The following is a 12,435-nucleotide window of genomic DNA, read 5'->3' on the forward strand; positions in this document are numbered from 1 at the left end:
CCATTTCATGAAAATGGCGCTGTGGGTGCGCCGCCCGCCCTCGCAAAAGCGGGTGATCCTGGTGTTTTCCGTGATTGCCATCTGTCTCGCAATTGCCGGCATCGAGAAACTCTTCAATCTTGATGACAAATTGCCAGAGATGAACGCCACCAAAGTGCGCGTCAAGATCACACCTTAGACAACGCCCAACAGCTGCTCTTTCATCCCATCGAGCCCCTGCAAAAGATAGCGTCGGGTCGCCTCGATCCGGCTAACGCCTGCCATATCCACATGGTTGGCTACCCAGATAGGTGCCGACGGAAGCCCGCCGTCATCCAGCCTTTTCAGCCGCGCATCCGCATCACCCAGCACACAGGGGATCACCGCTCTGCCAAGCCCCATGCCCGCCATATAAGTCAAAACCACAAAGCTGTCCGCCGCGCTGACAATCTGCTCCGGCGCCACACGCTCCGCCATCCAACGCGCGGCCAACGAGCGGGTCAGCGGCCCTGCCAGACCCAACCAGTCTTTCTGACCATCGTCCGTGGCATAAACACCAAACCCAAGCTGCGCGCCAACATCACCCACCATGTCTTCGCCCAGTTCATCCGTCGGGCGCACCGCAATGTCGGCCTGCGCGCGGCTGAAATCACTGCGGGCGTTGGTGCTCATCAGCGCGATCCGCAGCCCGCTCACGTCCTTGTGAAGCGTGCCGACGATTTCCGGCAGCACAAATTGGCACAACGAATCCGTGCTCGACACCCGCACTGATCCCATCACCGGCGCTTGCTCACCTTGCAACATCCGCGCCACCGACTGGACAGCGTTTTCCGCCTCTCGCGCAGCTTCGATCATGCGCAGCCGCTCAGGCCGCACTGTGTAACCCTTTGCTGTGCGGTCAAAAACCGCCACACCAAAACGCGTCTCAAAAGCCGCCACGCGGCGCAAAACGGTGGCATGGTTAACTCCCAGCTGCCGCGCTGCGCCACTCACGGTGCCGTTTTCCGCCACCGCCAATACAAATCTAAGGTCGTCCCAATTCTCACTGTGCATAAATCGCATATATACCCTGCAAAAATTACAGATGGTATTCGATTTGTTCACAGATAGAGTTTTTTTGACGACGTGATAGCCAACATCCCACATTTCAGGAGTAGCCTTATGAAACGCACTTTTGCCCTGACCACTCTCACCGCCGCTTTGACCCTTGTCGGTGCTACCGCTTTTGCCGATGGTCACATCGACAACGCCATCAAGGCCCGTCAGGCACAAATGCAGCTTTATGCCTTCTCGCTTGGCACACTTGGCGCCATGGCCAAAGGCGACATGGATTACGACGCTGCCGCAGCCTCTGCCGCAGCCGACAATCTCGCCGCTGTCACCATGCTGCATCCTGGCGCGTTTTGGCCACAGGGCTCTGACAGTGCATCCAACGACAAATCCCGCGCCAAGGCTGACATGTGGGCCAACTACCCTGATGTGCAGGCCAAAGGCATGGCACTGGGCGAAGCCGCGGCCGCAATGAAAGCCGCAGCAGGCACCGATCTGGCCGCTCTGCGTGGTGCCATCGGCGCAGTTGGTGGCGCGTGCGGCGCATGCCACAAAGCCTATCGTGAACCGGCCAACTGATCGGAATAAATCGAAATTCATGAGACCGACGGCCCTCGGCTGTCGGTCTTTTTTGTGCTAAGGTGGGTTTATGAAACGCTTTTTCTTGTCTTTATGCGTGCTCGCTCTTTTTGGCGGTGCTGTTTTCCTTTGGATCACCCGCGCCAACACCTTGCCAGCCGATACCCTTGAGGGCCTTTCGGCCGACGCCACCCGCGGCGAAACCGTGTTTCACGCGTCGGGCTGCGCGTCATGCCACACGGCGCCAGGCGCCGACTCCTCAAACGCTCCGGAACTAACAGGCGGGCAAAAGTTCCCGTCCGACTTTGGCACCTTTGTTGCCCCCAACATCTCGTCTGACCCAACACACGGGATCGGCAACTGGACCGCAATCGACCTCGCCAACGCCATGCTGCGCGGTGTCTCGCCAGCAGGACAGCATTACTATCCCGCCTTCCCTTATGCCTCCTACATTCGGACGCAGCCGCAAGACGTGGTCGATTTGCACGCCTTTCTTGCGACCCTGCCCGCCAGTGACACGCCCAGCCAGCCTCACGACGTTGGATTTCCCTTCAACATCCGGCGCAGCGTCGGTGGGTGGAAATGGCTCTATCTGAACGATGACTGGATCATGCCCGCAAGTACCGAGCAACTTGAACGTGGTCGCTATATCGTCGAGGCCATGGGCCATTGTGGCGAATGCCATACGCCCCGCAACGCACTTGGTGCCATGGATCAATCCGCTTGGCTGACGGGCGCGCCTGATCCTTCCGGCAAAGGCACAATCCCCAACATCACACCCGCCGAACTTTCATGGTCCGACACTGATCTGACCTATTATTTCGAAACCGGATTTACCCCGGATTTCGACAGCGCAGGTGGGCATATGGCGCACGTGGTGGAAAACCTCGCACGCCTGACACCCGAAGATCGAGAGGCTGTAACGGCCTACCTTAAGGCTCTGCCATAAGGGTTTGATAAAAAACAAAAGGCCGCCCGAAAGAGCGGCCTATTCAACGTAACGGTCTGTAAGTTACGCTTTGTTCAGCTGAGCTTCACGCGCCGAGCGCAGACGGGCAAAATCATCACCCGCATGATACGAAGACCGCGTCAGCGGCGTCGCGGAAACCATCAAAAAGCCTTTGCCATAAGCTGCTTTTTCATAGCTCTCAAATTCTTCAGGCGTCACAAACCGATCCACCGCGTGGTGCTTTGGCGTTGGCTGCAGATACTGACCAATGGTCAGAAAATCGATGTCGGCTGCGCGCATGTCATCCATGACTTGCGTGACCGCCAACTTATCTTCGCCCAGACCAACCATGATGCCGGATTTTGTGAACATCGTCGGATCCATTTCCTTGACCCGCTGCAAAAGCCGCAAGCTGTGGAAATACCGCGCACCGGCCCGCACCTCAGGATAAAGCCCAGGAACGGTCTCCAGGTTGTGATTAAACACATCTGGCCGCGCTTCAATTATGACCTCCAACACCTTGGGATCACAGCGCAAAAAGTCTGGTGTCAAAATCTCGATTGTTGTTGTTGGACTGCGGTGCCGGATCGCACGGATGGTCTGCGCGAAATGCTCCGCACCGCCATCTTCGATGTCATCACGGTCTACTGAGGTCACCACAACATGGTTCAACCCAAGCTTTGCCACCGCGTCAGCCACACGCCCCGGTTCAAAGGCATCTAACGCCTCTGGCGGCTTGCCCGTTGCAATGTTGCAGAATGAACAGGCGCGCGTGCACACCTCGCCCATGATCATCATAGTCGCGTGCCCTTGGCTCCAGCATTCGCCGGCGTTGGGACACCCAGCCTCTTCGCACACTGTGAACAGCTTGTTTTCACGCATGATCTTTTTGGTGGCGTTATACCCCTCACCCGTTGGCGCCTTCACGCGAATCCATTTGGGTTTTCTCGGCTGGGCATTGTCCGGGCGGTGGGCTTTTTCCGGATGCCGCTGCTCAGGCACTTTCAGATCACGCAAAGTCGTTTCCCCAAGGTAAGTTTAGGTTCTTGACTGCATATCATAGTGCACCCGGCCAGCTAGGGCCAGAGCTGCAACCCAGCTATGCATTCCGATCAAAATTTGTGCATTTTCAATTGCAGCATCGCGTTATGCAAATGCAGCATTGCACGCCAATTTGGAATCAATATAGATCGGGCTCAAAGCAACCCATCACCAAGGAAATTCCGATGCAAGTTGGCGCAAAACTCCCTAATGTTGTCTTCAAAACCCGTGTCCGCGACGAGGCCGTCGGCGGCCCGAACCCCTTCCGTTGGCAGGACATGACCAGCGACGATTACTTCAAAGGCAAGCGCGTTGTACTGTTCTCGCTGCCCGGCGCATTCACCCCAACTTGCTCCACCTATCAGCTGCCCGGGTTTGAGGATAACTTCGCACGTTTCCAAGAGCTTGGCATCGACTCTATCTACTGCATGTCCGTCAACGACAGCTTCGTGATGAACAAATGGGCCGAAGCGCAAGACGTCAAAAACGTCGACGTCATCCCTGACGGTTCCGGCGAATTCACCCGCAAGGTTGGCATGCTTGTGCGCAAAGACAACCTTGGTTTTGGCCTACGGTCCTGGCGCTATGCCGCGATCATCGACAATGGCGTTGTTGAAGCATGGTTCGAAGAGCCCGGCCTTGACGACAACTTTGGCGAAGACCCCTATGGCGAAAGCTCGCCTGAGACACTTCTGAAGTATCTCGAAGCGGCCAACGTCGAAACCGCAGCATAAGCAGATTTTGCCTTAACGTTGCAAAAGGGCCCGCTTTTTGCGGGCCCTTTTCTCGTTCAACCTCACCCAATATAATCGCCACTGCCCCCAGCGCGGGCATCAAAATGATCTCGCAGCCGACCCAATGCGATCCGCAGCACAATTTTTGCAGACCGCGCCGACCAGCCAAGCTGCTTTTCGACGGTTTCCAATCCCTCAAGATAGCAACAGCTTCGCAAGGCCACATCGGCTAACCCGTCGCCCAAATCACAAAGCGCGTCCGACACCCGCAGGCGGGCCAGTTCCGCCGCATCCGCGCCGCTGGTTTTATAAGCCGCCCGTCCAATGTCGCGCAAAAACGCGTGCCACGTTTGGGTGTGTTCTGTCCCCATTTGCGCCAACTCGAAATCCTCCCGCAACCGCTCTCCGGCGGCAACCAACCCCGTGTCCAAAAACGGAACGCCGTCCTTGTCTTTGCGCCGCGACAACGCCACCAGCGGGCTTTCCGCCGAATTGAACCGGGCGTTGCGCGCGCCGGCCGCTGCTGTCTGGACCGCCCCGCTTGGCGTAAAACTGTCCTGTGCCTCGGCAAAGCCCTGCGCGATGTTGGCCTCTTGGGCCAACAGTCTGTTCAACTCCGCTCGTCCGCCCGCTGTAATACAATAGCGTCGCACTTTGCCCTTTCCGTTGCTCTGTATCCAATCCTTGAGCGCCATGGCTTGCGCCACACTTTGCGCCACCGTCGCGGTGCGTAACGTCTCCCCTTCGGGCATGTCGCGCACGACAACCGCGTTTTCCATCCCCTGCGCGACCGCAAGCACGGCGCCAGTTTCACACAGACGTGCCAATATGCGCCGCGCCTCACGCTGTAATGCCGCAGCCTCAGGCATCGCTTCAGGCGCGACAGCCAACGCTTTTGCATTGCGCCCTTTTTCCGCAAGGCCTGAGGCCCTAAACCGCTCCAGCGCCGCGTCAATCATTGGGTCGTCGCGCATAATTTCCAACTTGCGGATCTGACGCAAAACGGTTGACGCATGACAGCCGTCCCGCCGCGCCAATTCGCGGATAGATAGGCCGTGTTCCGTATGCGCCACATAACGCGCAACACTTTGCGGCACCCAAGAAGGAAGATCTCTGAAACGTGGCAAATCAAAACGCATAAACAAACTCCTTACTGAAAACTGGTCAAAAATATTGCCATTGTTTCCCCCGACTTATCCCCAAACTTATCAACATATTTGGACTTGTCAGTCGGGCGCCCTCCGGCAAAACCGGGTCGCCAGAAGCCTGTTGCTCAAGGTTAAACGCTTGGAAAATCCCGCGAACGGCGATTTTTAGACCGCGCAACACCCTCAATGGTTGTGTTTAGGTGTCGGCGCCAAACACAATGAGGCCGATTCCATGCAAGACATTTTCTCAATACTCGACGGATTGAAACGCCCACGTCTTTTGATCCGCGCTGCCCGCGCCGGATGCGACGAATACCGCCGCGACTGCCATTTGCACCGCCACTTCGGGCCCGGAAAACTTCCGAGGCACGGAGCCGCTGTCTTACGCCTGATTGAGAAAGAAACCGCGCTCAACGCAGCGCGCAAACAAAAGGCCACCGGCTATTCGCTGGTGGCCCATGTTGATGTTTTGATTGCCCTCATGGCTGAGGCGCGCCTGCTACGAATGACCCAAGGCTAAGGCGCCTGCGTCGTCACACGAAGGAGTCCGGCATGGACGCCTTTTTCTGCTCCACATAGGCGCGCAACCGGGCTTCGATTTCCGGATCAAGCGGCGGTTGCTCGTAAGCCGACAACAGTGTCGCAACGCGCGCCGAAGCCAAGGCCTGTGTGTCGCGCGCGCCTTCATCTGACCAGGTCTCAAACGGCTTATAATCGAGCAGCTCAGACCGCCAGAACGCCTCTTTGAAGTGTTCCTGCGTGTGCGCACAGCCAAGATAGTGACCACCCGGCCCCACCTCGCGGACCGCATCCATCGCTTGTGCCGCCTCGTCATAGTTGATGCCTTGGGCCATCTTGTGCAACGTGCCCAACTGGTCCGCGTCCATCACGAATTTCTCAAAGCTCGACACTAGCCCACCTTCAAGCCATCCACAGCTGTGCAGCATGAAGTTTACCCCGCCCATCAAGGCAGCATTGTGGGTGTGTGCGGTCTCATAGGCAGCCTGCGCATCCGGCAGTTTCGATCCACAAAGGCCACCACCCGAGCGGAACGGCAACCCAAGGCGCCGCGCCAATTGACCGGCGCCATACAAGATCTGGCTGGCTTCCGGCGTTCCAAACGTCGGCGCGCCTGAATTCATGTCGATCGAGGTCACAAACGCCCCAAAAATCACAGGTGCACCCGACCGGATCAGCTGGCTATAGGCGATGCCCGCCAGCACTTCGGCCATGACTTGCGTCAATGTACCTGCCACCGACACCGGCGCCATGGCGCCGCCCACAATGAAAGGCGACACGATGCAGGCTTGGTTGTTTTTGGCATAAACCTCCAACGCGCCCATCATCACGTCATCAAACGTCATCGGCGAGTTGATGTTGATCAGCGAGGTCATCACGGTGTTTTCCTGCACGAACTCCTTGCCGAACAGGATTTCGCACATCTCCACGCTGTCCTGCGCGCGGCTTGGTTCGGTCACGGACCCCATGAACGGCTTGTCGCTCAGCGTCATATGCGCCAGCAACATATCTAGGTGGCGCTTGTTCACAGCGACATCTGTTGGCTCGCATACTGTGCCACCGGAATGGTGCAGCCACTTGGACATATAGCCCAGCTTCACGAATTTTTCGAAATCGTCCATTGTGGCATAGCGGCGGCCCCCTTCGGCATCGCGCACAAACGGTGGGCCGTAAACAGGCGCGCACACCAGTGTGTCCCCACCAATTTCCACGGTTTTTTCAGGATTGCGGGCATGCTGAACAATTTTGGACGGCGCCGTCTTGCACAGCTCACGCGCAAGCCCACGCGGGATTCGCACCCGTTCCGCCTCATAATCCACCGTGGCACCGGCCTCTTTCCAACGATCCAGAGCGGCCTTGTTGTTCACAAAGTTGACGCCGACCTCTTCCAACAAGGTCTCGGCGTTGGCCTCAATGATGTCCAACGCTTCGTCATTGAGAATTTCATACAGCGGGATGTTGCGTTCGATAAACTTTGCCGTTTCGATTTTCACACCGGTGCGCGCCGCGCGCCGCGCGGCCCCTCCGCCACCCCGTGTTCGCCGACGGGTTGCTGCTTCTGCCATGATAAGTCCTCGCAAAGCGTTGTCTTGGTCTTAGATTGCCAAAGATGTAGCCCGTCCAAACCACGCCCCACCGCGCGGTTACGTCCTTTGACGCAAAAATGCGACATTCACACTGCTGAAATCCGACCACAGGCCACCCTTTGCCACGACGGCGTCAGTCAGACCCCACCTTATCCTGAAATAGCCCTTCAAAGCCGCGAACCATCTTGCGCAAAAGGCTCGCGTTCTCTATGCCGCGATCATGACCCAGACATCCCATGACCGCCTCCTCATCATTGACTTCGGCAGCCAGGTCACACAGCTGATCGCCCGGCGCTTGCGCGAGCTGAACGTCTATTGCGAAATCCACCCCTATCAGAACGTCGACATGGACTTTGTGCGCAGCTATGCCCCCAAAGCCGTGATCTTCTCCGGTGGCCCTGACAGTGTGACCCGCGAAGGCTCGCCCCGCGCGCCGCAAGAGATTTTCGACTACGGCGTGCCGATCCTCGGCATCTGCTATGGTCAGCAAACCATGATGACCCAGCTTGGTGGCAAAGTTGAAAGCGGCCACGGCACCGCCGAGTTTGGCCGCGCCTTTGTCACACCCGCATCCACTCTCGACATTCTCGACGGCTGGTTTGCGGAGGGTGACGAACAGGTCTGGATGTCCCACGGCGATCACGTCAGCGAAATCGCACCGGGCTTTGAGGTCTACGGCACCTCCCCCAACGCGCCGTATGCAATCACCGCGGATCCTTCGCGTCATTTCTATGCCGTGCAATTTCACCCCGAAGTGCACCACACCCCAAACGGCGCAAAGCTCTATGAGAACTTTGTAAAATTGGCGGGCTTCTCTGGCGACTGGACAATGGGCGCGTACCGTCAGGAAATGATCGCCAAAATCCGCGAACAAGTTGGCGACAAACAAGTTATCTGTGGTCTCTCGGGCGGCGTCGACAGCTCGGTGACAGCCATCTTGCTGCACGAAGCGATTGGCGATCAGTTGACCTGCGTGTTTGTTGATCACGGACTTCTGCGCAAAGACGAGGCCACCGAAGTGGTCGCCATGTTCCGCGACAACTACAACATCAAGCTGATCCACGCTGACGAGAGCGACCTGTTTTTGGGTGAGCTCGAAGGTCAGTCTGATCCCGAAACCAAACGCAAGATCATCGGCAAGCTGTTCATCGATGTGTTCCAGAAACATGCCGACACCATCGACGGCGCTGAATTCCTTGCGCAAGGCACGCTTTATCCCGACGTGATCGAAAGCGTCAGCTTCTCCGGCGGCCCCTCGGTGACAATCAAAAGCCACCACAACGTTGGCGGCCTGCCTGAAAAAATGGGCCTCAAACTGGTGGAACCGCTGCGCGAACTCTTCAAAGACGAAGTGCGCGCCTTGGGCCGCGAACTTGGCCTGCCAGCATCCTTCATCGGACGTCACCCGTTTCCCGGACCGGGCCTTGCGATCCGCTGCCCCGGCAAGATCACCCGTGAAAAGCTCGACATCCTGCGCGAAGCAGATGCGGTTTATATCGACCAGATCCGCAAACACGGCCTTTATGACGAAATCTGGCAAGCCTTTGTCGCCATCCTGCCCGTTCGCACGGTTGGCGTGATGGGCGACGGCCGCACGTATGACTACGCCTGCGCCCTGCGCGCGGTGACCTCGGTGGATGGCATGACCGCGGACTACTATCCGTTCAGCCACGAATTCCTTGGTGAAACCGCCACGCGCATCATCAACGAGGTCAAAGGCATCAACCGCTGCACCTACGACATCACCTCCAAGCCTCCGGGCACGATTGAGTGGGAATGATTTAAAAAGACGCCGCCCCGATCGGGGCGGCGTTTTTTTGTGGCATCTTCATCGTCTTTGCGCGACCAAGGGACACCTAGGTTGGAAAGACCCCGATGACCACGCTGACCACATCTGCTGCTGCCCTTTGGCGCGGAGCCACCTACCCGCTGCGGTCCTCCACACCTGTCGTGCATTTTTCGTTCCACAAAAATCTCACCAAATACTACAACCGCGTCGCGGAAAACTTTGCCTACGCAACAGGCCGGCGACGCGCCCATTTCAACAGCGACTTCACCGCGTTTGCGCAGGCCCAGCCGCAACTGGACATGGCTTCCGTCAACAACCACTTTGTTGATCTCGCGCAGCTTTCAAATACCCCGCGCGCCTCTCTATTTGTCCGGGACCCGCGCGATCTGGTGGTGTCTGGCTACTTTTACCACAAACGCGGTGCCGAAAAATGGTGCCACATCGTCGATCCCACGCCAGCGGATTGGCGTCCGGTAAACAGCACGGTCCCACCACAAATGCGCCAAGGCGAAAGTTTCACCGACTGCCTTACCCGATTGCCGCTGGCCGAGGGCCTGATGGCCGAACTCGCGTTTCGCGCCCCTCATTTCGAAGCCATGACGCAATGGCTCGCCTCACCGCCGCCAGACCTGCTGATCTTGCGCTACGAAGACATCCTCGGTAATGAACCCACCGCTTTTGAGGCCTTGGCCGACCACTACGGTTTCAACCGAACCGAGCGCGCTCTGTGGCGCCGCCTTGCACGCGGTTTTGCCGCCACCAAATCGCTGTCCAAACACGTGCGCAACCCGTCCTCCGGCCAATGGCGCGACGTTTTCCCTCCCCAAGTCGCCACGGCTTTCAACGACTCTTACGGCGACCTGCTGGCGTTTTCAGGCTATGACTGATCCCACAATCCAACAGGCCGGAAACGAGGGCGATGTTTAAATTTGATGTGGTCATTCCGAGGTGATTGCCGCAACAATGGAAAGACCCTCTTGTTTGGAAACTCCCGACATTAGAGTCTCACACGATACTCTTTCGAACTGGGCAAAGGTCTGTAATTAAATGGTTTTCGGGCTGCAGGATTATCTCAAAATGCTCCGCGCCCGCGGCCCGCGCCTCCCGTTCACCTACTTTTTCCAAACCCATCTGTTCGACCTTCTGAACGGCACCGACACCCACGTCTGGCAGCCCAAAAACCACGTCAAAGACCGCCCCAAGCACTTCGAAAACGGCGTTTTATACATGGCCAGCTGGAGCGCTGTGATCCGCGCTGCCACTTCGCACGCCCTAAAACACCACAACCTTTCTGCTCAAGACGTGCGGTTCATCGACATCGGGTGCGGCAAAGGCAAAGTTCTGTGTATCTGGCACAAAATGTTTGCCGGCGACGCCACGATGACCGGCATCGACTACAGCCAGCCCTTGCTCGACATCTGCGCCGCAAACCTGTCAAAATTCGGCGCCAGCAATGCGCAACTTCTCCATTGCGACGCAACCGACGTCACATTCGCAACCGATAAACCCGTCACTCTGGCCTATCTCTATAACCCGTTTGACGCCGCGATTCTGGACCGCGTCGTGCACAACATGGCGCAGCAAAAGACCGTGGTCATCTACACCAACCCCGTACATCTGGACGTTTTCGATGCCCACGGGTTTAGCGTGCAGCATCACCACAAAGGGTGGCATCCCAATGCAACCTACGCTGTGCTGTCCAACCTACCTGCGAATTTGGACACCGCGACCTGACCGCCGCATAGACCGCAAAAGACCCACACATGACGAATTCGGTCTTGCAACCAAACCCGCCTCGCGTGACTGTCACCTGTGTCATTCAAATCGGTCCCGAGGGGCATCACCCAAATACAGGTTCCCCAATGCCCCAGCCGCCGCGCATCTCATTAACCGGGCATATCGATGTGCCACACGACCGCCTTGAGGCCGTGACGCAAGCGTTGCCAACACACATTGCGCTGACCCGCGCGGAGCCGGGGTGTCTGTCATTTGACGTGATCCAAGATCCGCAAAATCCGCACCGGTTTCACGTGTCGGAACTCTTTGTGACCCGCGCGGCATTTGATGCACATCAGGCCCGCACCAAAGCCTCGGAATGGTTCGCAATCACCAAGGGCATCGCGCGCAGCTATCAGGTCAAAGAGCTCCCCACATGAACGACACCTTCAAAGCGGCCCTCTGGATGACAGGCGCCATCGCGTCGTTCACGTCTATGGCCATCGCTGGTCGCGCGGTGTCGCTGGAACTCGACACCTTCGAAATCATGATGTACCGCAGCCTTGTCGGCATTGTGATCGTCGTCATTGTTGCAGGTCTCAGCGGCACGCTCCCGCACATCCACCGGCGCAATCTAGGCCTGCATTTTATTCGCAATATCAGTCACTTCGCCGGACAAAACCTGTGGTTTTACGCGATCACCGTGATCCCGCTTGCGCAAGTGTTCGCACTGGAATTCACCTCGCCTATCTGGGCCATTCTGCTGTCTCCGCTGATACTGGGCGAGCGTTTGCGCCGCATAGGTCTTGTGGCTGCTGCCATCGGATTTTTCGGCATCCTGATCGTGGCACGCCCCACGCCGGACAGCGTTTCTTTTGGCCAGTTGGCCGCGCTTATGGCCGCTATCGGCTTCGCGTTGTCTGCGTTGTTCACCCGCAAACTGACGCGCACGGAATCCATCACCTGCATTCTGTTTTATCTGACAGTGATGCAGGCGGCGTTTGGCGTCATATTTGCGGGTTTTGATGGCGACATCGCTTTGCCATCCGCCGCAATGTTGCCTTGGATTGTGCTGATTGCCTGCGCCGGGCTTGTCGCGCATTTCTGTCTGACCACGGCACTGGGTCTCGCACCTGCTGCGGTGGTTATGCCAATTGATTTTGTTCGCCTACCGCTCATCGCTCTGGTCGGTGCTCTGCTTTACAACGAAGCCATCGACATTTTCGTGGTGATTGGAGCTGCGTTAATTTTCGGAGGCAACTATTTGAATATAATATCTGATTCCAGAATTAGACAAGCAAAGAAATGAACCGTACCCTGCGCAATGCGCACGGAACGGGTCGCG

The 12,435-nt window shown here is 57.4% G+C and carries 14 protein-coding genes; 10 read left to right on the forward strand and 4 right to left on the reverse strand.

Annotated elements, in window-relative coordinates; all coding sequences use genetic code 11:
* Window positions 1-7: 7 nt before the first annotated feature.
* Window positions 8-178: a hypothetical protein gene (locus PG871_RS14670; RefSeq protein WP_270730573.1), complete on the forward strand. Its 171-nt coding sequence runs from the start codon at window positions 8-10 to the stop codon at window positions 176-178.
* On the opposite strand, the gene PG871_RS14675 is transcribed toward PG871_RS14670, so the two are convergent.
* Entirely contained in the window at window positions 175-1,032 is an 858-nt protein-coding gene (locus PG871_RS14675; RefSeq protein ID WP_270730574.1) for a LysR family transcriptional regulator, read from the reverse strand. The two genes, PG871_RS14670 and PG871_RS14675, sit on opposite strands and share 4 nt — an antisense overlap.
* Window positions 1,033-1,140: 108 nt before the next feature.
* Here PG871_RS14675 and PG871_RS14680 point away from each other — a divergent pair, with 108 nt between their 5' ends.
* The gene (locus tag PG871_RS14680) at window positions 1,141-1,608 is read left to right on the forward strand and encodes a c-type cytochrome (RefSeq protein WP_270730576.1); all 468 of its coding nucleotides are present in this window, start codon (window positions 1,141-1,143) and stop codon (window positions 1,606-1,608) included.
* Window positions 1,609-1,678: 70 nt separating this feature from the next.
* Window positions 1,679-2,557 (forward strand): c-type cytochrome, encoded by an 879-nt coding sequence (locus tag PG871_RS14685; protein ID WP_270730578.1) that lies wholly within the window; start codon window positions 1,679-1,681, stop codon window positions 2,555-2,557.
* A gap of 63 nt (window positions 2,558-2,620) precedes the next feature.
* On the opposite strand, the gene lipA is transcribed toward PG871_RS14685, so the two are convergent.
* Window positions 2,621-3,574 (reverse strand): lipoyl synthase, encoded by a 954-nt coding sequence (gene lipA / locus PG871_RS14690; RefSeq protein WP_270730579.1) that lies wholly within the window; start codon window positions 3,572-3,574, stop codon window positions 2,621-2,623.
* Window positions 3,575-3,783: 209 nt separating this feature from the next.
* Between lipA and PG871_RS14695 the strand changes: the two genes are divergently transcribed.
* Window positions 3,784-4,332 carry a peroxiredoxin gene (locus PG871_RS14695; protein WP_270730580.1) on the forward strand — a complete coding sequence of 183 codons (549 nt, stop codon included), beginning with the start codon at window positions 3,784-3,786 and terminating at the stop codon, window positions 4,330-4,332.
* A gap of 62 nt (window positions 4,333-4,394) precedes the next feature.
* Here PG871_RS14695 and PG871_RS14700 read toward each other — a convergent pair whose 3' ends face one another.
* Window positions 4,395-5,471 carry a DUF6456 domain-containing protein gene (locus PG871_RS14700; protein WP_270730581.1) on the reverse strand — a complete coding sequence of 359 codons (1,077 nt, stop codon included), beginning with the start codon at window positions 5,469-5,471 and terminating at the stop codon, window positions 4,395-4,397.
* A gap of 241 nt (window positions 5,472-5,712) precedes the next feature.
* On the opposite strand from PG871_RS14700, the gene PG871_RS14705 reads away from it, so the two are divergent.
* The gene (locus PG871_RS14705) at window positions 5,713-6,000 is read left to right on the forward strand and encodes a DUF6477 family protein (protein WP_270730583.1); all 288 of its coding nucleotides are present in this window, start codon (window positions 5,713-5,715) and stop codon (window positions 5,998-6,000) included.
* Between the two features lie 13 nt (window positions 6,001-6,013).
* Here PG871_RS14705 and PG871_RS14710 read toward each other — a convergent pair whose 3' ends face one another.
* Window positions 6,014-7,564: a trimethylamine methyltransferase family protein gene (locus PG871_RS14710; RefSeq protein ID WP_270730585.1), complete on the reverse strand. Its 1,551-nt coding sequence runs from the start codon at window positions 7,562-7,564 to the stop codon at window positions 6,014-6,016.
* 241 nt (window positions 7,565-7,805) lie between these two features.
* Here PG871_RS14710 and guaA point away from each other — a divergent pair, with 241 nt between their 5' ends.
* The 5 genes from guaA (at window position 7,806) to PG871_RS14735 (ending at window position 12,399) form a co-directional block, all read left to right on the forward strand.
* Complete coding sequence (guaA, locus tag PG871_RS14715) at window positions 7,806-9,365, forward strand: glutamine-hydrolyzing GMP synthase (RefSeq protein WP_270730587.1); 1,560 nt, start codon at window positions 7,806-7,808, stop codon at window positions 9,363-9,365.
* 95 nt (window positions 9,366-9,460) lie between these two features.
* The gene (locus PG871_RS14720; protein WP_270730588.1) at window positions 9,461-10,261 is read left to right on the forward strand and encodes a sulfotransferase domain-containing protein; all 801 of its coding nucleotides are present in this window, start codon (window positions 9,461-9,463) and stop codon (window positions 10,259-10,261) included.
* 190 nt (window positions 10,262-10,451) lie between these two features.
* Window positions 10,452-11,108, forward strand: coding sequence for a class I SAM-dependent methyltransferase (locus tag PG871_RS14725; protein WP_270730589.1), 657 nt, complete (start codon window positions 10,452-10,454; stop codon window positions 11,106-11,108).
* Between the two features lie 128 nt (window positions 11,109-11,236).
* Window positions 11,237-11,530, forward strand: coding sequence for a putative quinol monooxygenase (locus PG871_RS14730; protein ID WP_270730591.1), 294 nt, complete (start codon window positions 11,237-11,239; stop codon window positions 11,528-11,530).
* Complete coding sequence (locus PG871_RS14735; protein WP_270730593.1) at window positions 11,527-12,399, forward strand: DMT family transporter; 873 nt, start codon at window positions 11,527-11,529, stop codon at window positions 12,397-12,399. Before PG871_RS14730 ends, PG871_RS14735 begins: the two co-directional genes overlap by 4 nt.
* Window positions 12,400-12,435 lie beyond the last annotated feature (36 nt).

Source organism: Shimia sp. Alg240-R146 (assembly GCF_947331465.1).
Classification (GTDB): Bacteria; Pseudomonadota; Alphaproteobacteria; order Rhodobacterales; family Rhodobacteraceae; genus Shimia.